Genomic DNA, 26,106 nt, shown 5'->3' on the forward strand with positions numbered 1-26,106 from the left:
GATTATATGCCGGCAATACTGATTTATATTGCCGGCTTAAGTCTTATTACAGATCTAATAGCAGGCGTGTAGGGTCTTCTAATAACTCTTTAATTGTTACTAAGAAACCAACTGATTCTTTACCGTCTACCAATCTATGATCGTAAGAAAGTGCCAAGTACATCATAGGTAAAATTTCTACTTTACCGTTAACAGCCATTGGACGTTCTTGGATCTTATGCATACCTAAAATCGCTGTTTGCGGCGGGTTAATGATTGGTGTAGAAATCAATGAACCGAATACACCACCATTAGTAATAGTGAAGTTACCGCCAGTCATTTCATCAATCGTCAACTTACCGTCACGACCTTTAATCGCTAAATCGCGAATACCCTTCTCCATTTCAGCTAGAGAAAGTTGATCTGTGTCTCTTAATACTGGTGTTACTAAACCACGAGGTGTAGAAACAGCAATACTTACGTCAAAGTAGTTGTGATAAACAATATCATCGCCATCAATTGAAGCATTTACTTCTGGGAAGCGTTTTAAAGCTTCAGTTACCGCTTTAACGAAGAACGACATAAATCCTATACGAATACCGTGTTTCTTCTCAAACGATTCTTGATAAACCTTGCGAATATCCATAATAGGTTTCATGTTAACTTCGTTAAATGTCGTTAACATTGCAGTTGAATTTTTCGCATCTAATAAACGCTCAGCCACACGCTTACGTAAACGCGTCATAGGTACACGTTTTTGTGAACGCTCGCCAACTGCTGCAGCTGATGAAGTTTCTTGTTTAACCGCTTCAGAAGTCGCTTGGCGTTGTGCTTTAGCTTTAACATAAGCTGCAACGTCTTCTTTAGTTAAACGACCTTTTTCGCCAGTACCTTTAATTTTGTTCGCTTCTTCAGTGCTAATACCGTTTTCAGCCAAAGCACGACGTACAGATGGCGTTAATGCATCAGAAGCTTCTTCTGATTCAGCTTCTTCACTAGCAGCTGGTGCTGGAGCCGCAGCGCCTTCACCTTTAGCTAATACACCAATAACTTGCTCGCCTAATACAGTAGCGCCCTCTTGCTCTAATACTTCAGCAAGTACACCGTCTTCTGGTGCAACAACTTCTAAAACAACTTTATCAGTTTCAATATCAACAAGATTCTGGTCACGTTTTACTGCGTCACCAGGTTGAACATGCCAAGTAGCAATTGTTGCGTCTGCTACTGATTCTGGAAGAACTGGAACTTTAATTTGCACTTTTTCACCTTTTGCTTGATTGTCAGCTACTGGCGCTGAGCTTTGTTCGTTTGATGCTTTAGGTGCAGCAGCTTCACCTGCTTCACCTAATTTTGCGATAATTTGTTCACCTAGAACTGTGTCACCTTCAGTGTGGATAATTTCGAGGATTTCCCCATCTTGAGGTGCTACAACTTCTAATACAACCTTGTCCGTTTCAATATCAACTAAGTTTTGATCGCGCGTTACCTTGTCGCCAGCTTTAACATGCCAAGTAGCGATAGAAGCGTCTGCGACTGACTCAGGTAATACAGGTACTTTAATTTCAATTGCCATATCTTAGTTCTCTCGTTGTTATACGGTTAGTGCTTGTTGCACTAAGTCTTTTTGCTGTTTGTTATGAACCGCTAAATAACCAACGGCTGGCGAAGCAGACGCTGCACGACCAACGTATTTTAATTTAGCACCTGCAGGGATAACGTCCCAAAAATGATGTTGACTACAATACCAAGCACCTTGATTTTGCGGCTCTTCTTGACACCATACAAAATCTTTAACGTGCGCATATTTAGCCATTACAGCTTCCATTTCTTTTTGTGGGAATGGGTATAACTGCTCTAAACGAATAATAGCTACGTTAGATATCTCACCTTTATTACGTGCATCATACAAGTCGTAATAAACCTTACCGCTACACATAACAACACGTTCAATTTTTTCCGCTGGTAAGTCATCAATTTCATCAATTACATTGTGGTACACACCATCAGACAACTCTTCAAGTGTTGATACTGCCATAGGATGACGCAACAATGATTTTGGCGACATTACAACAAGAGGACGACGCATTGGACGGATTTGTTGACGTCGAATCATGTTAAATACTTGCGCTGGTGTTGTAGGCACACAAACTTGAATATTGTGATCTGCACACAATTGCAAGAAGCGCTCTAAACGAGCTGATGAATGCTCCGGGCCTTGACCTTCATAACCATGTGGCAACAACATAGTTAGACCACACAAACGACCCCACTTCACTTCACCTGAACTTAAGAATTGGTCAATAACTACTTGAGCACCATTGGCGAAGTCACCAAATTGCGCTTCCCAAATGGTTAACGTCTTCGGCTCTGCTGTCGCATAACCATATTCAAAAGCAAGTACAGCTTCTTCTGACAATACAGAATCGTAAATTTCAATAACCGCTTGGTTATCACTTATGTTCTGCAAAGGCATATAGGTGGAAGCGTCTTTTTGGTTGTGAATCACAGCATGACGATGGAAGAATGTACCACGTCCACAATCTTGACCTGTTATACGAATTCTATTGCCACTATCAACTAAATCGGCATAAGCTAAAGTTTCAGCAAAACCCCAATCTAATGGTTTTTCGCCTTTAGCCATTAATGCTCTATCTTGGTAGATTTTTTTAACACGAGACTGTGGTTTAACATCTTCTGGGTAGAAGCTCGCGCGCTCAGCCAGCATTTTTAATCTTTCAACTGACAAGGCTGCGTCATAAGGGATATCCCAGTCGTGATTTAAATACGGACGCCAATCAACAGAGTGCTCCATCATTGGACGCCATTCTTCAACCACACAAGCTCCGTGATCTAATGCAGCTCGATATTCATCAACCGTTCGTTCTGCGTCTTGGTCAGTTAATGCTTTTTCACCAATTAACTGCTGTGCATAAATTTGGCGAGGTACCGGATGTTTTTTGATTTTTTGGTACATCAAAGGCTGAGTTGCATTTGGCTCGTCAGCTTCATTGTGACCATGGCGACGGTAACAAACTAAATCAATAACCACATCGCGTTTAAATTTATTTCTAAAATCTAATGCAACTTGAGTGGCAAATACCACAGCTTCAGGATCATCTGAATTCACATGGAAAATTGGTGCCTGTACCATTTTCGCAATATCAGTACAGTATTGAGTAGAACGCGTATCTTTAGGGTTGTGTGTGGTAAAACCAACTTGGTTATTTACAACTATGCGAACTGTACCACCAACCGAATATGCGCGAGTTTGTGATAAGTTGAAAGTCTCTTGTACAACACCCTGGCCTGCGATAGCTGAATCACCATGAATGGTAATAGGTAAAGCCAACGAACCATCGGAACAATTACGACGATCCATACGAGCGCGAACAGATCCCATCACTACTGGATTAACAATCTCCAAGTGAGACGGGTTAAATGCTAGAGCTAAATGGACGTTACCACCCGGTGTTGCGAAATCAGATGAATAACCCATATGGTATTTAACATCACCAGCACCCAAGGTTTCATCATGTTTACCAGAAAACTCGTCAAACAATACAGATGGATTTTTACCTAGTACGTTAACCAATACATTCAAACGGCCACGGTGAGCCATACCAATAACAACTTCTTTCGCACCCTGCTCACCAGCACGGCTGATTAAAGTTTTTAACATTGGAATTAATGCATCACCGCCTTCTAATGAGAAACGTTTTGCACCAGGGAATTTGCTGGCTAAATATTTTTCTAAACCGTCAGCCGCAACAAGCTCTTTGTATAACTTAACTTTATCTTCTTGGGTTAAGCTTGGTTTACTCTGCACAGATTCCAAACGTTGTTGTAACCAACGCTTTTCTTCAGTGGAGGTAATATACATGTATTCAGCGCCAATCGACCCACAATAGGTTTTGACCAATAGGCTTTGAATATCTTTTAGCTTTAAGTGTTCTTCAGTAACTGCTAACGACCCAACATTATAAGGCTTATCTAGATCATCTTGTTCAAGTTCGTGATAACTAAGCTCTAAATCACGTACACGCTCTTGTTTCCATAAACCCAATGGGTCTAGGTTAGCGTGTTGATGACCTCTGAATCTATAAGCATTAATAAGCTGAAGAACTTTTACTTGTTTAGCATCAGAAGTAACTTGAGGAACTATAATTTGACCGCGATGTGTTTTTTTCGCAGCTTCTTTGAAGTCTTCACGGATATCTGAGTGTTTGGATTCAACCTCTACTCCTTCAACTGAAGGTAATTGGTCGAATAAAGCGCGCCATTCATCGCTAACGCTTTGCGGATTATCGAGATACTGTTCGTATAACTCTTCGATATAAGTGGCATTGCCGCCGGCGAACTGGGAAGATTCGAGCCAGGCTTTCATGGACCCTTCGTGCATATTATTGTCCTATTCCGCTCTTTGCTTGTGTTATTGATTGTTAAAAAAATAGCCATTCTTTGCAACAAAAGAATGGCTATTCAGATTATTTTTAATCTTGATAAAGATTAAGCTTAGTTTCTAAACAGCCTTATTCAAGAGCATCGATTTTATTTTACCGATGGCCTTGGTTGGGTTTAATCCTTTCGGGCATACGTTTACACAGTTCATAATACCGTGACAACGGAAAACGCTGAAAGCGTCATCTAAATTTGCTAAACGCTCGTCAGTTGCACCGTCACGTGAATCGGCTAAAAAGCGATACGCATGCAATAAACCTGCAGGTCCAATAAATTTATCTGGATTCCACCAGAAAGACGGACATGAAGTTGAACAACAAGCACACAAAATACACTCGTATAAACCGTCTAACTTTTCACGCTCTTCTGGCGATTGTAAAAACTCACGCGCAGGTACGTTTTTCGGATCTGGGATCAAGTATGGCTTAACTTTTTCATACTGAGTATAAAATTGACTCATATCCACTATTAAATCGCGGACAACAGGTAAACCAGGTAAAGGACGAATAACAATTTTACGACCTTTTAACGCAGATAAAGGTGTAATACATGCTAAGCCATTTTTACCATTCATGTTTAAGCCATCAGAACCACAAACGCCTTCACGACACGAACGTCTGAAAGATAAACTTGGGTCTTGTTCTTTCAACATTAATAGTGCATCAAGCACCATAACATCTTGGCCTTCAGTATCTAGCTCATATTCCTGCATAAAAGGTTTATTATCTTTATCAGGATTGTAACGATAAATCGAAAATACTTGTTTCATTAGATAACCATCCTTTTAGTAAGTACGAACTTTTGGTGGAAATGCTTCGCGTGTATTTGGCTGCATATTTACTTGGCGCTTAGACATACTTTCAGTGTCTGGCTTGTAAATACTGTGGCATAACCAATTTTCATCATCACGTTCAGGGAAGTCGAAGCGGCTATGTGCACCACGGCTTTCTGTACGGAAGTTTGCCGCAACCGCAGTTGCGTAAGCAGTTTCCATTAAGTTATCTAATTCTAAACATTCGATGCGCTGCGTATTGAAATCTGAACTTGTGTCATCTAAACGCGCTGTTTTTAAACGCTCACGAATTTCACCTAATTCTTTCAAACCTTGCGCCATTGCATCACCTTCTCTAAATACAGAGAAGTTTAATTGCATACATTTTTGTAAGTCTTTCTTAATTTGTACAGGGTCTTCACCTTGCTGAGTATTTTCCCAACGATTGAAACGCGCTAACGCAGCTTCTACATCTGAACCCGACGCATCTTGAACTTCATAGTTATTTAATGCATCACCTAAGTACAAACCAGTTGCACGACCAAATACAACTAAATCTAATAGCGAGTTACCACCCAAGCGATTTGCACCATGTACACTTACACAAGCAATTTCACCACAAGCGTATAAACCATTAATCACTTGCTCGTTACCACTATTATCAATAGTAATAGCTTGACCATTTACGTTAGTTGGAATACCACCCATCATGTAGTGACATGTAGGTATAACTGGAATTGGCTCTTTAACCGGATCAACATGCGCAAAGGTACGAGATAATTCGCAAATACCTGGTAAACGGCTTTCTAAAACTTCAGCACCTAAGTGATCAAGTTTCAGTTTAATGTGTGTACCCCAAGGGCCGTCACAACCACGACCTTCACGGATTTCCGTCATCATTGAACGTGCAACTACGTCACGGCCAGCTAAATCTTTAGCATTTGGCGCATAACGCTCCATAAAGCGCTCACCGTCTTTATTCAGTAGGTAACCACCTTCACCACGACAACCTTCAGTTACTAGTACACCAGCGCCTGCGATACCTGTTGGGTGGAATTGCCACATTTCCATATCTTGTAAAGGTACACCAGCGCGCAATGCCATACCAACACCATCACCAGTATTAATATGTGCATTGGTCGTTGATGCAAATATACGACCTGCACCACCAGTAGCTAAAACAGTTGCTTTAGCTTTGAAATAAACAACTTCACCCGTTTCAATGTCGATTGCAGTACAACCTACAACGTCGCCGTTTTGGTTTTTAACTAAATCTAGCGCATACCATTCGCTAAACACTGTTGTTTTGTTTTTAACATTTTGTTGGTACAACAAGTGTAATAAAGCATGGCCTGTACGGTCGGCTGCTGCAGCGGTACGAGCTGCTTGCTCACCACCAAAGTTTTTCGACTGACCACCGAACGGACGTTGATAAACACGACCATTTTCAAAACGAGAGAAAGGTAAACCCATGTTCTCTAATTCGATAATAGCTTCAGGGCCTGTTTTACACATATATTCGATAGCGTCTTGGTCACCGATATAATCAGAGCCCTTAACAGTATCGTACATGTGCCATTCCCAGTTATCTTCGTGTGCATTACCTAGTGCAACTGTAATACCACCTTGAGCAGATACTGTATGCGAACGAGTTGGAAATACTTTTGATAATAAAGCACAGGTTTTACCTGATTGGGAAATTTGTAATGCAGCACGCATGCCTGCACCACCAGCGCCGATTACTACGGCATCAAATTCTCTTACTGGAATATTCACTTACACACCCCACAAAACTACGATGCCAGTTACTAAATAAGCAAGCGCGGCAATATTTAAAACAAACTGCAGAAAAATTCTTACGGCAACTGGCTTAACATAATCAGTTAAAACCTGCCATAAACCAATCCAAGCGTGAACTAATAAACTAATTAGGGTAATCAGGGTAAATACCTTAACCCAGATTTGGCTGAACAACCCAGTCCACTCTGCGTAAGTTACTTGTGGCGTACAAACAAAAAAGCAAACCATGAAAATTGCATATGCGGTTAACACCAATGCACTTGCACGAATTAATACAAAGTCGTGAACTCCGCTTCGGCCTAATGTTCCGGCATTTGTTACCATAACCAAACTCCTGCTAATACTGATAGTACAAGGGTCAAGGCGATAGTAATTTGCGCACTTGAGTTACCTGATTGAATTTCTTCCCAAAAACCTAAGTCCATAACTAAATGACGTAAACCACCTAACAAGTGATACGCTAAAGCAGTTAAAATGCCCCAGTATATGAATTTACCCCAAGGTTCAGAAGAGAATTGCTGTACACAGTCGAAACCTGATTCTGAGTCCAATGATACAGCCAACAAATACATTAGAATGCCCATCGCGAAAAACATGATGACACCCGTAACGCGGTGAAGGATTGAAGCAATTGCAGAAGCTGGAAAACTAATGGTATTTAGTTCCAGATTGATAGGTCTTTGCTTGTTCACGAGTTTTCTACCCACTTAAGTTGATAACTTTATTAAAATTATTAAATGTCCTTGATCGTATCGTAACAAAACTTACTACTAACAAGATATCTATTGCTCATTTAATCTAGTTATGTAGGCTATTTAGCTACAAATATGATTGTAACAACATTAGCTTAAAAAATAATAGTTTGCGATTTTATACAGGATTTTTTTTATTCAAGTTCATTTTTTTAATGAATTAGACGCATTTGTCGAATGAATGCGATTTAGATTGGGCTGCAGGCCGATTTAGGCTACCATTTTGTCAATGGTTTGCTAATAGATTTTAGCCTAATAATTAACTTCTGTTATTAAGTTTAATTTTACTAAAATTGTATTGTAGTAAGCTTTATTTAGCTTTCTGATGTTAGTGAAGCGTTTTAATAGAAAATTTAATTACTTTGCTGCTTTTATTTCGCAGTATAAATTGACTTTATACGTCAGTTTCAAGTATTAATAAATAACTAAACCTGTCACATGACTTGCTCGAAAGGAGATATTCTATGGCTGACAAGAAAGCCATCCTCACGATTGACGGTAATTCGGTAGAGCTACCGATTCTATCAGGCACCATGGGTCACGATGTTATCGATGTGCGCTCTTTAGGTAAATTTGGCCACTTTACGTTCGACCCGGGCTTCTTAGCAACCGGTTCTTGTGAATCTGCAATCACTTTCATCGACGGTGAAAAAGGTGTGTTATTACACCGTGGTTATCCAATTGCTGAGTTAGCGACTAAAGCTGACTATTTAGAAGTATGTTATTTGTTGTTACACGGCAAAGCACCTACTTCGGAAGAGTACAAAGAGTTTGTTGGCATCATTAACAAACACACTATGGTTCACGAAGGCATTGAGTTCTTCTTCAGAGGTTATCGCCGTGACGCGCATCCAATGGCGATGTTGTGTGGTATTGTTGGCGCTTTATCTTCTTTCTATCATAGAGATTTAGATATTACTGATGCAGAACAACGTGTACGTTGTGCTACGCGCTTAGTTGCAAAATTACCAACCATTGCTGCTATGTGTTACAAATACAGCATAGGTCAAAAATTCGTATGTCCTAAAAACGAATTAAGCTATTCAGAAAACTTCTTAAACATGATGTTCTCTGTTCCAGCTGAAGACTATGAAATTCACCCAGCAGTTGCAAAAGCTATGGACAGAATTTTCACCCTTCACGCTGACCACGAACAAAACGCTTCAACTTCAACTGTTCGTTTAGCCGGTTCTTCAGGTGCGAACCCTTATGCGTGTATCGCTGCTGGTATCGCATCACTTTGGGGCCCTGCGCATGGTGGTGCTAACGAAGCTTGTTTAAACATGTTAGAAGAAATTGGTTCTGTTGACCGTATCGACGAATATGTTGCTAAAGCGAAAGACAAATCAGATCCATTCCGTTTAATGGGCTTCGGTCACCGCGTTTACAAAAACTTCGACCCTCGTGCAAAAGTAATGCGCGAAACTTGCCACGAAGTTTTAGAAGCTTTAGGCATAGACGATCCATTGTTACAAGTTGCAATGCGTTTAGAGCAAATTGCGTTAGAAGACGAATACTTCATTAGCAAAAAATTATACCCGAATGTAGATTTCTACTCAGGTATCATCTTAAAAGCTATAGGTATTCCAACTAACATGTTTACAGTTATCTTTGCCTTGTCTCGTACAATTGGTTGGATTTCACACTGGCATGAAATGCTTAGCCAACCAGGTGCTAAAATTGGCCGTCCACGTCAATTATACACAGGCGAATTACCACGCGAATTTAGCCCAATTGCAAAAGACTAAGTTAACCAACTTAGCTTAATTTTCTAAAAGCTCGCTACGGCGAGCTTTTCTTTTTCTAGCATTTCCACTACCCTTACGCGAAATTTCTGACGCAAGAATTTGAATCATTTTGCAAAACCCATACTCTCGCCTGTTAAAACTCGCTTGGCCTATTTGGATCACCCAAGCAATTCAAACTTTAATGGTCACTATCGACTTAATTATGTCGGCACAAGTCAGTGATGCGGATATGGCTGCAGTCGGCACAGCGCTATCTATTTGGCACCCAATTAGCTTTTTTGCCACTGGCTGCATGATGGTATTAGCACCCTTGTTGTCACGCAGTTATGGTTCAGGAAATACCCAAGCTTTTCAGCATGATTTAAATCAATCTCTCTGGTTTGCCATTCTAGTCGCCATCATGTTTTCACTAGCATTGTTTATTTCTATGCCATTACTACCGCTATTAAAGTTAGAGCAACCATTAGTTTTAATCGGCCAAAACTACTTAACCTACTTAGCCATAGGTATACCTTTTATTTGTTTTATTGGTGTTTTTCGCTACCTTAACGAGTCACTTGGACACACTAAACCACTTATGTATGTGAGTATTATCGGTTTGCTGTGTAACGTGCCGTTAAACTACTTATTTATCTATGGCTCAGCCCTAACACCTGAGCTAGGCGGTGCCGGCTGTGGTATTGCAACCAGCATAGTTAATGCACTGGTTTTATTGTCACTGCTAACCTATAGCAAATATGCTAAGCATACTCGGCTACTAATCAACAATCTCAGTTTCGAAAAAATCCAAGTCGCAACTCAAATTAAATTGATGAAATTGGGTTTGCCTATAGGTCTAACCTTGTTTTTAGAAATAGCTTTGTTTGCTGCAGTTGCGTTGGCGATTGCAACCCATGGAACACAAGCGGCAGCAGCACACCAGATAGCATTAAACGTAGTAACCAACTTTTATATGATACCGCTGAGCATAGGTATGGCAGCTACAGTGTTAATTGGTCAAAGCATAGGTAAAAATGACACTAAGGCGGCCAAATCTTGGGTAAAATATACATTAGTTGTTTCTATCGTTTTTGCTGTATTTTCAACAAGCACCATCATCTTAAGTAAAGAGTTGTTCGCAAGTATATTTCAGCCATCAGAGCAGGTATTTCAACTTGCTACTGCTTTGCTAATTTGGGCCGGGATCTTCCAATTACCAGATGTCATTCAAACGACATTTTCATCCTGCCTACGTGGTTATGCAGACACACAAGTACCATTCGTGCTGGTTTTGATATCCTACTGGTTAATTGGCTTTCCATTGGGGTTAATACTGAGTGAAACTAACTGGATCACATCCAGTCAAGGGCCAGAGGGTTATTGGCAAGGTTTATTAATTGGCCTAAGCTGTACCAGTTTTTTGTTATTCTTTAGGCTAAAACGTGTTTGGTAGACAAAGACTAACAGTGCTGGCAGTAATGTTATTAAGTGTCAGTGCTTGCCAGCAACATCCAGTGGTAAACGAATGGGAAAAATATCCACTACGCGTTTTAACACTGGCTGAAAAGTTGCTCGACCAACAAATCAATTTACCACCTAAGCCACAACCAATAGCTAATTTGCCAATTGCTGGTGAGAAACCACCAGCCTTTCAATTAGACTTTTTAGAAGCTTTGTCGATTCACACTTGTAACTTGCAAGCATACATAGGTGAAAAAAATAGTAGTTTAGGAAAGGTGCAAAGTGTTGCTAACCACTTTATTTATGAAGCGAATTTATTAAGCCAATTAAATAACTGCGACTACAGCCAAGCTGCCAAAGCCACTGAATTAATGCGATTACACAAATTTAAACAACAAAATTGGCAGCAGCAAGTTGACTACTTTTTGCTAAATAGTGAAATCCATAAAAAATTATTTCAGCCAACAACACAAATGCTAATACACGACAGCCAAGGTGTCATTGAGGTTGCCGCCTATTTTCAAGCTGCAAATCAATTGGTGCAGTTGCCACAACAAACATTCGAACAAAGTATTGTAGATAACTTTAATAAAAGTTCCGGCCAAATACACAGCAGCCAATTATTAGCCCAATACTTTTATACTCTCGAATACACAACGCTAGTTTTGCAACACACAGCTACTGTACTGAACAAACTAACCAGCCAACAAGTGTGTGCCAATACCAGGCCAACCGAAATAGACTACCTTGAAAATGTACTGCATAAATATTTTGTCACTGAATTACAACCACACCTAGCCAGTTTAAGCCGTTTACAGCATGAGCTAATGCCAATTGTTGTCGAGCTTTTTAATCACCTAAGCTTCTCGCCTGAATATTTTGAGCGATATTTAAATTTAGCTAACGGCAGTATTTATAGTGATTTCACTCAAGCCAATATTAGCCATCAACAAGCTTGGCAAAATTTGCTCGCTAGCTGTAGTGAATGATTAAAAAAACCGCAATCAAACTTTTTTGTTCAAAATTTCCTTGCTAAAGCGGTAACTTACCAGTAACATTCGCGCCGTTGTTTAGACAACAACTTCCAAATGTACGACCGTAGCTCAGCTGGTTAGAGCACTACCTTGACATGGTAGGGGTCGGTGGTTCGAGTCCACTCGGTCGTACCAATTCTAAAGGCTTACAGCCGAAGTAATCACTGCAATATCGACATCCAATTGGCTGGATAATAATACAGATCGTAAACTACGATTATCCACACGCGAAAACTTAGTAAAATACCCAAGCTTCAAAAACAATCATATTATTAAAAAGTTGCAATATTGCATTGCAACTTCAGTTTATTTGGATAGCGTAGAAAGTTTCATTGCTTTTTGTATTATTGCAGACCTTCGGCGTAAAGTAGCTCTACATCATAGGCTGATACAGGAGCGTCAAATATACGAATCTGGTCTATTCTGCCGTAATAAGGTGCATCCCAATAGTTAACACCTAAAGCAAACTTAGTATTCCCACTACTAAATACGTCAGGAAATTGAGTATTTAAACCAACAGCTTGGCCATTTACGAATACAGTCGCGTTTGCACCATCCACACGGATCACGATATGACTCCATGCGTTCAACGGCATCTGTGGTCCACTTAACGTATCGTAATAGCTTGCTGGTGGAGTTAATCGTGCCCATAGCATAGCGTCAGTAGAATCTCCCAATCCGCCTGGAACATAACTGATCCAGTTATCTGTATTTGTGTAACCAAAGAAAGCGGTGGTAAAACCAGAATCAGCAAGCGGGTATAGCCAGAATGAGATTGAGTATTTGTCAGAGCTAATTAGTCCATCAGGCAACAAAATTCCCGTGCTGCCATCTAAGCTTAGAGCTTGACCCTTAATACCTTCATCTGAGAATGTCAGAGTGCCACCAGCATTTTGGATTCGATCACCGACCACTGAACTCACGAGAATTGCACCATCTGCTGTCGTACCGTCAATTGAGCCTTCAAAATCAAAGCTGATTTTAGGGGTCGTAACTGTTTTAGCTTTCACTGTCACAGGAAATTCTTTGGTAACCTCAGAACCGTCCAAATTTAAAATTGCGCTAATCGTTAAGCTAACATCTTCATTACCAACATCAGGTTGAATAACACTTACTTGGTTTTTAGCATTAATAGAAAGAACATTTGTATTTGACGATAACCACTTAATTTCAGCGGCATATGGCCCAATTCTCACTAGATCAAAATCAACTTCGAGTTTAGTTGGGTCAATATTAGTTCCTAACGACACTAGTTTTTTAGCTGATTCGAGCAATTCAGATGCCGGTGTATTGTCAATATCCAGCGATTGTATTTCACTCGCGTCTAATGCAGCTTCATAAACTCTAAACTCATCAACAGCACCATTGAATTGTCCGTCCCAATAATTTCCCCCCAAGACGAAGGTATTGTTGCCATCACTGAATAAGTCTCTAAAGCCAACGCCTGAAAATTTTTCTTCTCCATTGACATAAACCTTAGCAAGGCCATTGTTCACCGAAAAAGCCAAATGTGTCCATGTATTTAATGGCATTGGTGTATCGGTCACACCATCAAACCAAGTAATGCTACCAGACCAAAGCATTATGTTTGAATCCCAACTCAACGGGGCTAAATTTAACCAATTATTATCAGCGGCAGCGCCAAAGAATAAAGCTCCAAGTTGAGCAAGTGTTTCAGCATTTGCCCACATAGAGATTGTGTATTCATTGTTAGAAATTAAATTATTTGGGAGTATCAAAGCTGTACTACCGTCAAAATCTAATGCCTTACCGTCAATACCAGTAAGGTAGGTTTCAGAGCCCCCATCAACACCAAGTGCGTTTGAACTAATTTTACCATCAGTGAAGTTAGCTAAAGCATCGGACAGCGAATCATCAAATTTATAATTAGCAACTCGGTTGTACACTGAGCGCTCTTTAACAACAACATCAATTGTTTTTGTGCTTGCCTGACCATTTAATTCAATTGTTGCTAGCATGGTAACCGTTTCGTCGCCATAACCGGGGAAAGGCCTAAATACTGAGCCATCTGTTTCGATATAAACATCATCACTACTCTGCCAATTAATAGTCGCACCATTTTTGCCAATTATTGGCAATTGGATCGAGTTCCCTGTTATCAAAGTGTCAATTTCAAGCGCATCTTTAACTATATCTAGCGTTGCTGTTGTAGAGGTAATTTCATCAATTTTACTACCCCATATAGATACACCGCTTGTAGACAAGGCACTAAATGTTGGAACCAATTCATTTTTTGAGTTATCCCATTGCCATTTTGCAACGCCAAGATAACTACCCGAGTTTAAATCTAAGCGAATGGCACTTTTATCCAGCATGTGCCAAGTGCCAAATTCACTACCGGAAACTGTACCGTCCTCATTTAACGAAATAGCAGCTGATTTTTTAGCCGAGGTATTCACATCATATTCATGATTAACAAACTTGTAGTAACCTGCCATATCAACTACATCTGGAATATTTTCCCCTTCCAATGGGACGTAGCGTTGTGGTGATACGACTGGCCAGCCATCTGCATTGATAAACATTTCATGTGTACGGACTGCGTGAGCTTCTGGAATTCCAGGATATTTAGAGGAACTCATCGGAAATCGCGTGTGGAACACTAATAAATGACGACCAGTTACGGCATCATAATAAGCAGAGTTATGGCCCGGTGATACATATCCCCAGGCAGTATTACTTTCACCTACTTCTTGAGTAATCTCAAATCCACCCATTAACTTGGCACCTATTGCTAAAGTACCGGGCATTTGACTCATATTTTGCCCCGCCGGGTCATAATAAGGGCCGTCAGGATTTCTTGAGCGAACAACTCTAATATTGTAGCCACCATTACTAGCTAAGCCACCAAAGGATGTAAACATATAGTAGTAGTCAGACACTGGGCTATACATAACAAATGCACCTTCTATTGGGGCATGATGACCACCCATCAATTTAGTGCCATATTTGTTCGCGCCTTGGTACTTTCCAGCTATTGGTTTACCTGTAGCTTCATCCATCTCATAAATGAATATGCCGCCAGAATATGAACCATAAATCATCCATAATTTGCCATCTTTATCGTAAAATAAGTCAGGGTCGACCGCGTTTGGATGAATTGAATTATTGTAAGCTGGATCGATATCTTCTACGTGAACTGAGCCAGCTGTTTGTGCACCGCTTGATTTTACAATAGGGCCTAAGTCTCTATATGGACCTTCAATCTTGTCTGCAACGGCAACACCAAGGTAACCCCAAGATCCCCACTTGTCTTCCCCATTGGTTGCTTCTGCCGAAGCAATAACACCTTGGTTGTAGTAGAAGTAATATTTATCAGCTATTTTTATTGCATCAGCAGCCCATTGAGCTTGGTCCCCTACCCAATCAAAACTACCTGCAAGTTCAGTGAATGCAGTTCGACCGTTTGCAGGATCGTTAAATAATGGATTGTTTGCAAAAGTGCCTGTTGCTTGAACTCCGTCGCGCTCTAGGTAGGTCCAAGTAATCAAATCTTGTGATTTAGCCGCAGTTAAATGCGAGCCAAAGAGATAATAAGTGTCGCCATCTTTAACAATTGATGGATCATGTACGCCAATATCAGCAAAAGGAACGGCGCCTTCATTGGTCAGTGTAACACTAGTTGAAATAGCTGGTTTGGCTTGATAAATCGGTGTATCTGGAATCTCGGGTGTATCTGGAATCTCGGGTGTATCTGGAATCTCGGGTGTATCTGGAATCTCGGGTGTATCTGGAGTCTCAGGTGTATCTGGAGTCTCGGGTGTATCTGGTGATTCTGGGTTTTCAGGGGTTTCAGGAAGTTCAACCGGCGTTTCATTTTCTGGATATTTGCTATTTCCATCGTCGGAACCACAAGCTGTGATGGCTAACATGCTGGTCAATAGCATTATGATATTAATTGATTTCATTAAAAAGCCTATTAGTAATTTTATTTATTGTTATTTGCGTACATATCTTTGTTTTTAATCACTATTACAGTGCTACTTGTAATAGTGATTGTTGCTATGAGTAATTATCAGCCTTTTTTGATTCTGTATTATTTGCGATACCTACTTGTGTCAATCACGAAGGATGCTGCAGAGGTATTGAGCAAATAAACTTTAATCATCTAATGATTGATTAAAATTGGGGAAGCCATTTTCATCCCAAGTAATTACACGGACGCGTGTATGGCGGTTTGGATCGGTTAACGGATTACCCACTAATTCACGATAGTAACGCGCATGGTAAATTAACAAATCTGTTTTACCATCTTCAGCTACAGTAAAACTATTGTGTCCTGGGCCAAATCGTTTAAGACCCGCATCTGTATAAAACACAGGTTCTTTGGATTTATTCCAAGCGTTTACATCCATTAAATCAGCGTCGACATCAGCCCATAACAAACCCATAGCATAATTGTCATCGGTCGCGTTGGCCGAATAAGTGACAAATATTTTGCCATTACGAATTAACACAGCGGCACCTTCATTCACTTTATATTTGCTGGTTTCCCAAAACTCAGTTGGTTTGGTAATCGCAATAATCTTGCTGGTATCAATTGACGTTGGGCTGGTCATTTCCGCTAACCACAAAGCAGAGTTGTATTCCCACTCTTTGTTTGCTTGTGCCCATATCATGTAACGCTTACCTTTGTGTTCAAAAACCGTTGCATCCAACGCAAAGTTTTCCCAACCTGTTTTGATTTGTCCCTCTTCTACCCACTCTCCTTCCATAGGGTTGGCAGACGCGTTAGACAAAGCATACACGCGAATATGCCATTTGTTTTCAACGCTAGAAGCTGCAAAATAAACGTACCATTTGCCATCTAATTTATGCAGTTCAGGTGCCCAAATGTGCTCACTCATTTCACCACTTTCGTGTTTGCGCCAAATTTCTTTTTCAGTTGCACTGCTCAAACCATTAATGGTTTTTGAGCTACGCAACATAATTCGGTCAAACTTTGGTGATGTCGCAATAAAATAATAACTGCCATCCGTATCTTTATGGATCCAAGGATCAGCGCGCTGCTCAACGAGTGGATTAATATAATCAAACTGACTATCGCCACTTTGATTAACCATTCCACAGCCAGTAAAAAGCGCTGTTACAACAATCATCATCAGCGATTTAATCGCCAATTCCAATTTTTCAAATTTACATAGATTTAATAACACCAAAAATAATCGCATCTTAAAAAACTCCAGTTGTTTGCGGTTAGTGCAATTTAATTGCCTTACAAAATATACGACGACAAAAATGTCATAACCCATAAAACAAATTTTTAAGACACTGATTTTTAATAAAATAAAAAAATTATTAAATAATATGAAAATATTTTTTAAGGGTTTATAGGAATACACCGTCTGTAATTAATAGGGGCATAAAACACAATTTAATAACATTAAATAAGAATGTGTTTTCTCCCTTACAACAAAGTACCAACAAAAAACCAGACGATAATTCTTAAGCGGGAGACAGAATATGTATTTAAAACATATCCCTTTTATACCAACCGCAATAGCACTGACTATTGCAACAAGTATCAAACTAAATGCTCAAGAAGTTGAGCAAACAACAAATGAAGAACAAACTCAGGCAGAAGCTAAAAAGAAAGCAGACGCAACTGAAGTGATTCAAGTTACTGGTTTAAGAGCCAGTATGATAAAGGCACAAGAAATTAAAATGACTTCAGAGTCAATTATGGATGTAATTGTCGCCGAAGACATAGGTAAATTGCCGGATAAAACTGCCGCCGAAAGTATTGCTCGTATCACGGGTGTGCAAGTAACGCGCTCGGGTGATGAAGCGAATGGTGTACTTATTCGTGGTTTACCTGATGTGACAACCTCATACAATGGCCGTGAAATTTTTACCGGTGAATTGCGCCGCGTTCAGCTAATGGATATGCCATCACAAGCTATTGCTGGCATTGAAGTATACAAGTCGGGCACTGCAAAAGTGATAGAGCCAGGGTTAGCAGGTTTAGTAAACATTCGAACCAGTCGGCCATTTGATTTTGCCGACCAAATTGTTGCTGGTGGCATCCACGTTAGTTATAACGATCAAAGCGAAAGAACCGATCCTAACTACAACTTATTATATTCAAACCGATGGCAAACAAGCTTGGGTGAAGTTGGTTTTCTAGCAAATGTCACTAAAGCACAATCACAATATTACAATGGTGTACGTTACGGTGAACCTGCTTGGTATCCAAGAGCAGCAGAATGGTGGGATATTTCACCGGAAGAATACAGCTCTGGTGGCTTTACCTTTCCAGTCGATGTTGGCATTTACAATGATGGTGGCAAACGTGAGCGCCCTTCAGCCAACGTCGCAATTCAATGGAAGCCAAATGATAATTTAGAACTCTATTTTGATGGCATCTATCAAGGCTATCGAGGTAAAGGTTACATTGATAAGTTTTGGACCAACCTGAACTTTTGGCATCCTGAATTTGGCGACCCCAAATTAACTGACGTCGTACTCGTTGAAGGAACTGAAGATCAAGCACAAAGCTTCACCAAAAGCGGTGGTATACCTCAAGAAGGTTTTCGCAGTACCAACGAAGGTAAAACCAACACCAATCAAGTTGCAACAGGCGCAATTTGGACATCGGACAATTTAAAAATACACACTGACCTTGCCTATACCAACAGCCGCTTTGATCTAAACGAATGGAGTTTAGATTTTGCATTAACCGAGCCTCAAACCGTAACAGCAAATTTTAATACTGGTAAAGGGGTTGCTTGGGATTTACCTAACTTTAATGTGATGGATGAGTCTTTGTATAAATGGCGTGGTTATTTTGAACGAACCCTAGTCACCGAGGGAGATGGCCTGCAGTGGCGTACCGACTTCACCTACTACACTCCATGGGACTTAGTATCACGCATAGAAACAGGTTTTAGATATTCAGACAGAAATGCCAGCATTAAATCAGGGGCACGTTACGCGCGCACAATGGATTTGAATATTCCACTAACTGATCTGCCCGTTGGCGAGCTGAGTTTAACCCTGAATCCTTTCCGCGGTGATGAACAAGGTTTTACCCAATATTTAGTGCCTTCGCGCGAGGGTATTGCAGCCAACAATAAAGAACTGCGTCAATTGGCGTATGAATCTCTACAAGAACTGGTCGTTACCCAGCCTTGGGTACAAGGTGATTTAGATAGATATGCCAAAGAAAACGTAGAACTTGACCCGGCAACATACTTTTTAGCCAATGAAAAATCCTACGCAGCTTACCTACAAAGTGATTATATTCTTAATGCTGGCTCTATCGAAATTGACGGCGTGGTTGGTGTTCGAGTAATCAGAACCGATATTGAAATGAGCGGGACATCAACGGTAAACGACGGTGAAGGCGGCATAATAAATGAGCCGAGAAACTCCAAAGACAGCTACACAGATGTTTTGCCAAATGTGAGTTTACGCGCCAAATTAACGGACGACTTGCAACTTAGGTTAGGCTACACCAAAACCCGTACTAAAGTGCATTTTGGTGATTTAAACCCAGCTTTAAATATTAGCCAGATTGTTGACAGTGGTGACACTGATCCGAATGCGCCAGAGCGCGAGTGGGATGCAATCGGCCATTCAGGTAATCCTGACTTAAAACCTCTAACATCAACTAACTATGACATCAGTTTAGAGTACTATTTTTCTGAAACTGGTTATTTAAGTGCCGCTGGTTTTTACCGTGATTTATTTGGTTTTACTAAATGGTTTGAACGTAATATTGAGACGCCTGACTATGGTACGGTAAGACTTAACCGCCCAGAAAACACAGGTGAAGGCGAAATATACGGTTATGAATTAAACGCACAAACCTTCTTTGACTTTTTCCCAGGTGATTGGAAGCACTTTGGTATTAGCGCGAATGCAACCTACCTCAAAGGCAAAATTGCTCAACCAACAGTATTTGGCGAGCAAGGTGAATATGGACCTATCTTAGGTCTATCAGATTGGACATATAATGCGGCAATATTCTTTGAAAAAGGCGCGTTCGGTACACGTTTGTCATATAACTATCGCACGCCATGGGTATACGACACTCAATTTCATGAAGGGCAATTGTATGACCGCAAAACCAGAGCGCGTGACCGCTTAGATTTTTCAGTTCGCTACGATATTACTGAAAACTATTTGGTATATGCAGACATAGGCAACTTACTTGCTCGACCATTTAGAAATTATAGCCAAATTACCCCAAGCCAATACTTCCCAATCGATGTGCGTGATGAAGGCCGTTATTTTGGCTTAGGCTTTAGATTTAAATTTGAATAAGGCCGCCAAGTTTAACCTGGCAAAAATGTAGTTAAAAAGAGGTTTAATATGAAAAAGTGGTCAATTGCCACATTATTGAGTATGTACACATGTTCTAGTTATGCTGCTAATCCAGCGATAACAGACGTTTTTACCGCAGATCCGGCTCCTATAGTGGTAGATGATACTGTATACGTTTATGTTGGACGTGATGAGGCAGCAATCGATCAAGGTTATACCATGAATGAATGGCTAGTTTATTCATCCAAAGATATGGTGAATTGGCAGTCACATGGCTCGCCACTTAGACCAACTGATTTCACTTGGTCTTCTGGTGCAGCTTGGGCTGGTCATGTAATTGAGAAAAATGGCAAGTTTTATTGGTATACCACAAGTGATCACAAAAGCATTCACGGCAAAGCAATTGGTGTAGCCGTTAGTGACTCGCCGACTGGCCCGTTTAAAGATGCACGTGGTAGCGCATTGGTGACCAACGACATGACTAAAGCAACAGCGATTAGCTGGGATGATATCGACCCTGCTGCGTTTATCGATGACGATGGCCAAGCTTGGTTATATTGGGGTAATCAAAAAGCGTATTACGCCAAACTAAAAGACAATATGATTGAGCTAGACGGACCAATTCATGTTGTACCAGACGAGCAAGTTAAAGGTTTTACCGAAGCGCCTTGGATACACAAAAAAGGTGATACCTATTACCTTTCGTATGCAGTGGGCTTTCCAGAAAAAACCGCTTATTCAACCGCAAAAAGTATTACTGGACCGTGGAAATATCAGGGGTTAATCGCCGAAGGTGCGGCTAATTCCAATACAATCCACCAAGGTATTATTGATTTTAAGGGTAAAAGTTATTTCTTTTACCACACAGGTATGATGCAACACCCAGAAACGGGTGGTAGCTTCAGACGCTCAATGGCGATAGATTATCTCCATTACAACAGTGATGGTACTTTGAAAAAAGTAATCCAAACGAGCGAAGGTGTCGCACCAGTTAAATAACAGGTGCATCCATAAAGCTTTGAGGATGTGTCCCCTCAAAGCTTTATTTTCACAGTTAAAATTTGTAACTCAGCCCCAAGGCCATCTGCCGCCCTTCTTTTCTAACATCAATTGGATAACGCACTCCAGAGCCAAAATAACTGCTGTTGCGAAATGGCTTATTTAGTATATTTTGCACGTCAAAATACACTTTATAATTTTCAGCTAATTTAAAGCTCAGCGAAAAATCTAACCTGTGGCGTTCGTTGGTTCTAGCCTGATATTGGTTGGTATCGTCAAACTGAATATTGTTGAAATGCAGCCAAGGTGAGCGATAGTTATATGAAATTCGTGCGCCAAACTTATTGGTTTCGTAAAACACAATACCGTTGACAGTCCATTTTGATAAGCCGACTATATCTGAATATTGAATAAAATGGCCTTGAGCATCAACTTCTGCGGTTTTCCCCTTAACCAGAGTCGCGTTAATGCTAGCGCCAACACCATCAAAAGCTTCAGGCAAAAAATCTAAAAAGCTTAGCCAATTGAATTCATAACCATACAATTGCCCTCGGCCATTATTAGCCGGCTGAGTTAAATTAATTAGGCCAAATTCTGCATCAAATACGCTGTTGTTTTGTGGATGTAAAAAACCATAAATGTCGCGATAAAACAGCGAAAAATTAATATGGTCTGACTGAGAATAATAATGCTCTAGAGAAAGGTCAAAATTGTCGGAAATAAGCGGCGTTAAATTTGGATTGCCGCCAATTGCACTTGCTTCTTCTGCTTGCACATGAATTGAACGCGCTGGGTTTAACTCAGAAAAATTCACTTTGGTTAACCCCCGATTGTACGCAAAGCGCAAATGCAAACTGTCGGAAAAGTGTTGGCGTATATTTAAACTCGGTAACCAATAAAACTGGTTGTTTTTACTACTTTGATAATAGTAATCGGCTTGACCTTCTATTGTTTTAACACTATTGCCGTCAACTTTAGTATTAAGTTGTATAGCTCGCACGCCGAGATTTCCATCCAAGTTAACAACTGAATTATCTAGTTCAAAATTAGCTTGTAGGTAGGCTGCAAAACTTCTCTCGTTCGCTTGATATAGACTAAAGGGATCAATTGGCGGCAGTACTGATGCAAAAGGCGCAGTCGCAAAGTTTTGTGCAGCGAGCGCGTTAAAACTTGCGAGGCGCAATTCATCTTTATTAGCTATGATGCTCTGGCGACTTGGTACTAGATATTGACGAAAATAGTCACCTTTAGTGGAAAAATGGCTATCTGTCGCTTGCCATTTAAATTGAGCTAAATCATCAATTAACAGCATCTGATTACGTGCATCTGCATATCGCCAAGCACGCTGCAGTTGCGCATGTCTGTTAGTCAAACGAATACCCGATTCAATTTGGCTGATAAAAGTGTGGCTTAAGTCATAGCTAAAATCGGCGCGCCACTGCACATCTTCCCCGGCGGAATCAAATTTCTCTTCGTAGTAACCGCGCCACAAGTAATTGCGCAGCTCTTGCCAAGCAAAACTAGGCAAACGAAAAACTGCTCCCTTGTCTTGAACAAATTTAGCTTCTAGATATTCTGCTTGGGTAATTAAATAATCCAAACTCCAAGTTTGACTAGCAAAGGTCGACTGAGTAAAAGCAACTTCGGTGGCGAAATCAAATGCATCGACATGCCCCTTTATCCCAGCTGCGATCTGCCAGGTATTGGTTTTTTCATCAATGTTGCTTCTATATCCTTGTGGATTTGAGGGATTAGTTATAGCAAATTGGCTAACTTGTGGCTGCGAGGGGGTGACCAATTGCAGCTGGTTAAACTGAGCGTCGGGGTTTGCCAAATTAACGTCAAATAAATCTATGTAATTTTCAGCTCTATAACCTTGATGTATGCCTTCAAAATAAACTTCAAAATGCTCATCGTTGCGCCACTGAATGGCAAAATTAGCCGAACTTCGTCCCCTATCACCACCAACATTATACAAACCCAAACTGGTCGGTAATATAACCTCGCCTATGTCGGTTAAGTTTAATTGCTGAAAGCTCGGCGCGGCATAACGTACGCTATTTAAATAATTATCGTGGCGTAAATTGATATTCGCCAACATGCCTAGTTCACCACCTGATGCCAGCTCAGCCCTGTTAGAATAGAGCAAATTGCCGCTACCGCCGTTTACAGTTAAAGCTTGATCAAAGCTCAAATCAAACTGACCCAAAACTTGCTGGCCAGTAAAATCAAACGGACGATAAGTTGTTGCGTTCACTGTGCCAACCATTCCAGATTCCAGCATTTTTGCTGAGACTGATTTTAACACCTCGATGCTTTTCAGTGATTGCGACGGCATATCTTGCAATTGGACTTTGCGTAACTCTGCAGTAAATATTTCTCGACCATTATAAGTTGTGTTGTAGTCCGGCAACCCTCGTACAATAATGCCATTCACTTCGTCTTTGTAGCGAAACACCTGCACGCCGCTTAACCTCGCTATGCTCTCTGCGGCTGAATTGTCCGGTAACTTACCTATGTCTTGTGCGATAACTAAATCGACAATCGAACTTGCATTACGCTTGATGTCCTGCGCTTGAATAACACTACTGCGTATACCATTAACACGGATAACTTCAGTCTTATCTAGCGGTTCATCTAGTTGTGTGTTATCAACAATAATAGCTGGCGAAGATTCAAGTGGCTGACGGCTGCGATCGGCTACTATTTTTATTTCTAACCCAGATGTTGTGGCTGCCAAGCCCGTATTTAACAGTAAGTAATCTAATGCAGTCGGCAAAGAAAAATAGCCATGCAAAGCATTGCCTTGAATTTTTTCAACTTGGTCGTAAGAATAAATCAGAGGTATTTCTGTTTGGCGAGAGAGCTCATTCAGCATACTCGCTAGGCTGGCTCTTTTTATAGTTACATAATATAATGCTGGGCTAGTTTCTTCGGCAGCCCCATGTTGTGCAACCGCATCAACAGGAAGACTCAAGCCCAAACAAACCAGCTTTATAAATGCAGGTAGTCTCATTTATTTTTCTTTGTTGCGACTAATAATAACCTTGTATTTACCTAGTCTACGCACTTCTAAATCGAAATTGTTTTGTAAACTTGTTAATAAGAATTCAATTTGATTTATTTTGAATCGCCCACCTACTCGTAGCTCGGCAAGTTGCTGATCGGCTAAATCAATATCTAATGCAGTGTAGCGCTCAACTTGTGAAATCACAAAAGCTAAACTTTCACCATTAAAAACCATTTCTCCTTGTTGCCAGGCTTGTCTATTTTGTAATTCTTCTTTGCTCAAACGAGCAACGCTGGTCGCAATTGAACTAGCTGGCGTATCTGCAGCAATTGAACTGTCGATAGATACAAAATCGCCTGCACTCATAAGTGCCAGCTCTGTGTTTTTTGCTGCATTGTTTTTATTGTGAAAGTCTGCGGTTTTCTTTAACGGCTCTGTTAATGCCAACGACACTTGCCCTTCGGTGACTTCAACTTCCACATTGTCAGTATTGCTGTAATCAACAGTAAAGGCAGTGCCAATAACTCGAATTCGGCTATTTGCCGCTACCACATAAAACGGACGATTGTGATTTTTACTAACTTTAAAGTGCGCTTCACCCTCTACAAGCCAGATGTTGCGGCTGTCATCTTGATAGTTGACCAAGATTTTTGAGTTTGAATTTAAAATGACCTTTGTGCCATCCTGCAAAGAAACAGTTTTATATTCACCGATGTTAGTGGTGTAACTAGCAATCGCTTGAGTCTGGTTACTGGTTGGCGTTTGTATAAAATATCCAGCAATCAATACCACAAAACACATAGTCAACACCGCCAAACTCGGTGCGCCGAACAAGGTAAATGGCTGTTTTGTTGTTTGCTGAGAAGTCGAAGATGCCGACAGAACTGTCTGGGCAATTCGGTCATCCATCCAGAACGCACTGTGTTTGCACAGCATTTTTTTATGCTCGGGGCTTTGTTTGACCCAAGCAGACAATTGCTGCTTTTCTTCGTCGCTAAGCGGTTCATCTCCGTCTAAACGGACAATCCAATCCCAAGCTTCTAATTCCATTTTGCTTGCACTGTCGTTGATTTGTTGGAAACTATTCACTGTGAGTCTCCTGATTTTGCTGGTTGGCCTGTTTCACCATATTTTTGACAAAACAAACCGGCTGATTTGATATGTTTTTCAACACTACTGATAGATATACCTAATTTGCTTGCGATATCCTTGTGCTTGTATCCATATATCTTGCGCAACATAAAAATTTCTCGCGTTTTTTTGGGGAGTAGTTCCATCGCTTCACAATACAATCGAATATATTCGGCGGCTTCTTCTTCACTTTCCATAGACTCGGTTATTTCTTCGGCGGTAATATCTGCGCACTCTTCCAGATAACTGGTCATAACCCTAGATTTTTTAACCATTTCGTCGAGCGCCATATTTTTTGCAATTCGAAATAAATACGCGCGCGGTTGCTGTATTTTACCACGTTGTTCTGCCGCTAAGGCTTTTACATAAACATCTTGCACTAAGTCATCAATATCATTTTCAGCTTTAAGGAATTTGCGCATATAATTTTTTAAAAAAGCATTATATTGCAAAAACATGCGCGAAATAACCGACATTTAATACCCCAAAAAACCATACGACTAAGCCAACAAAAAACTTGTTAGCATGTTAACAAATCAAAATTTAGACTCTCCTATTAAATATAGACGGGGATAGATATATAACCCGTAAAGTTAAAGTGAAAATTTTATAAATCGATGAATAGATTTTGGAATAGAAGGAAAATGGCTATAAAAACAAAAAACGCCCTATTCAAAGAGCGTCTTCTGTCAGT

The 26,106-nt window shown here is 40.5% G+C and carries 16 protein-coding genes and 1 tRNA gene; 6 read left to right on the forward strand and 11 right to left on the reverse strand.

All coding sequences use genetic code 11. The annotated features are described in order from the left end of the window. Positions 1 to 46: 46 nt before the first annotated feature. From odhB to sdhC, 6 genes are all read right to left on the reverse strand, one after another. A complete protein-coding gene (gene odhB, locus ACMZOO_RS01525) occupies positions 47 to 1,552 on the reverse strand; it encodes a 2-oxoglutarate dehydrogenase complex dihydrolipoyllysine-residue succinyltransferase (protein WP_440904972.1) in 1,506 nt (501 codons plus the stop codon). An 18-nt stretch (positions 1,553 to 1,570) separates the two neighbouring features. Then, positions 1,571 to 4,378 carry a 2-oxoglutarate dehydrogenase E1 component gene (locus ACMZOO_RS01530; RefSeq protein WP_440904973.1) on the reverse strand — a complete coding sequence of 936 codons (2,808 nt, stop codon included), beginning with the start codon at positions 4,376 to 4,378 and terminating at the stop codon, positions 1,571 to 1,573. Positions 4,379 to 4,498: 120 nt separating this feature from the next. Continuing rightward, the gene (locus ACMZOO_RS01535; RefSeq protein ID WP_016954934.1) at positions 4,499 to 5,206 is read right to left on the reverse strand and encodes a succinate dehydrogenase iron-sulfur subunit; all 708 of its coding nucleotides are present in this window, start codon (positions 5,204 to 5,206) and stop codon (positions 4,499 to 4,501) included. 15 nt (positions 5,207 to 5,221) lie between these two features. Next, positions 5,222 to 6,985: a succinate dehydrogenase flavoprotein subunit gene (gene sdhA, locus ACMZOO_RS01540; protein ID WP_440904974.1), complete on the reverse strand. Its 1,764-nt coding sequence runs from the start codon at positions 6,983 to 6,985 to the stop codon at positions 5,222 to 5,224. Next, complete coding sequence (gene sdhD / locus ACMZOO_RS01545; protein WP_440904975.1) at positions 6,986 to 7,333, reverse strand: succinate dehydrogenase, hydrophobic membrane anchor protein; 348 nt, start codon at positions 7,331 to 7,333, stop codon at positions 6,986 to 6,988. Continuing rightward, positions 7,327 to 7,701, reverse strand: a complete 375-nt coding sequence (gene sdhC, locus ACMZOO_RS01550; protein ID WP_440904977.1) for a succinate dehydrogenase, cytochrome b556 subunit — start codon at positions 7,699 to 7,701, stop codon at positions 7,327 to 7,329. Before sdhC ends, sdhD begins: the two co-directional genes overlap by 7 nt. Positions 7,702 to 8,225: 524 nt before the next feature. Here sdhC and gltA point away from each other — a divergent pair. The 4 genes from gltA (at position 8,226) to ACMZOO_RS01570 (ending at position 12,118) form a co-directional block, all read left to right on the forward strand. Beyond that, positions 8,226 to 9,509 (forward strand): citrate synthase, encoded by a 1,284-nt coding sequence (gene gltA / locus ACMZOO_RS01555; RefSeq protein WP_440904978.1) that lies wholly within the window; start codon positions 8,226 to 8,228, stop codon positions 9,507 to 9,509. A 109-nt stretch (positions 9,510 to 9,618) separates the two neighbouring features. Then, positions 9,619 to 10,941: an MATE family efflux transporter gene (locus ACMZOO_RS01560; protein ID WP_440904980.1), complete on the forward strand. Its 1,323-nt coding sequence runs from the start codon at positions 9,619 to 9,621 to the stop codon at positions 10,939 to 10,941. Continuing rightward, positions 10,931 to 11,938 carry a DUF3080 family protein gene (locus tag ACMZOO_RS01565; RefSeq protein WP_440904982.1) on the forward strand — a complete coding sequence of 336 codons (1,008 nt, stop codon included), beginning with the start codon at positions 10,931 to 10,933 and terminating at the stop codon, positions 11,936 to 11,938. Before ACMZOO_RS01560 ends, ACMZOO_RS01565 begins: the two co-directional genes overlap by 11 nt. A 103-nt stretch (positions 11,939 to 12,041) precedes the next feature. Next, positions 12,042 to 12,118, forward strand: a tRNA-Val gene (locus tag ACMZOO_RS01570). A 209-nt stretch (positions 12,119 to 12,327) separates the two neighbouring features. Here the strand turns inward: ACMZOO_RS01570 and ACMZOO_RS01575 are convergent. Next, positions 12,328 to 15,912, reverse strand: a complete 3,585-nt coding sequence (locus tag ACMZOO_RS01575) for a LamG-like jellyroll fold domain-containing protein (RefSeq protein WP_440904983.1) — start codon at positions 15,910 to 15,912, stop codon at positions 12,328 to 12,330. A 192-nt stretch (positions 15,913 to 16,104) separates the two neighbouring features. Beyond that, positions 16,105 to 17,175: a glycoside hydrolase family 43 protein gene (locus tag ACMZOO_RS01580; protein WP_440904984.1), complete on the reverse strand. Its 1,071-nt coding sequence runs from the start codon at positions 17,173 to 17,175 to the stop codon at positions 16,105 to 16,107. 292 nt (positions 17,176 to 17,467) lie between these two features. Here ACMZOO_RS01580 and ACMZOO_RS01585 point away from each other — a divergent pair, with 292 nt between their 5' ends. Both ACMZOO_RS01585 and ACMZOO_RS01590 read left to right on the forward strand, forming a co-directional pair. After that, complete coding sequence (locus tag ACMZOO_RS01585; RefSeq protein ID WP_440904986.1) at positions 17,468 to 20,272, forward strand: TonB-dependent receptor; 2,805 nt, start codon at positions 17,468 to 17,470, stop codon at positions 20,270 to 20,272. A gap of 48 nt (positions 20,273 to 20,320) precedes the next feature. Further along, a complete protein-coding gene (locus ACMZOO_RS01590) occupies positions 20,321 to 21,271 on the forward strand; it encodes a glycoside hydrolase family 43 protein (protein ID WP_440904988.1) in 951 nt (316 codons plus the stop codon). A 55-nt stretch (positions 21,272 to 21,326) separates the two neighbouring features. Here ACMZOO_RS01590 and ACMZOO_RS01595 read toward each other — a convergent pair whose 3' ends face one another. Genes ACMZOO_RS01595 through ACMZOO_RS01605 form a run of 3 tightly spaced genes read right to left on the reverse strand, consistent with a single transcriptional unit; the run spans position 21,327 to position 25,888 of the window. Further along, complete coding sequence (locus ACMZOO_RS01595; protein WP_440904989.1) at positions 21,327 to 24,287, reverse strand: TonB-dependent receptor; 2,961 nt, start codon at positions 24,285 to 24,287, stop codon at positions 21,327 to 21,329. Continuing rightward, positions 24,288 to 25,370 carry a FecR family protein gene (locus ACMZOO_RS01600; protein ID WP_440904990.1) on the reverse strand — a complete coding sequence of 361 codons (1,083 nt, stop codon included), beginning with the start codon at positions 25,368 to 25,370 and terminating at the stop codon, positions 24,288 to 24,290. Beyond that, positions 25,367 to 25,888, reverse strand: a complete 522-nt coding sequence (locus tag ACMZOO_RS01605; protein ID WP_440904992.1) for an RNA polymerase sigma factor — start codon at positions 25,886 to 25,888, stop codon at positions 25,367 to 25,369. Before ACMZOO_RS01605 ends, ACMZOO_RS01600 begins: the two co-directional genes overlap by 4 nt. Positions 25,889 to 26,106 lie beyond the last annotated feature (218 nt).

The organism is Catenovulum sp. SX2, assembly GCF_052056295.1.
Lineage (GTDB): Bacteria > Pseudomonadota > Gammaproteobacteria > Enterobacterales > Alteromonadaceae > Catenovulum.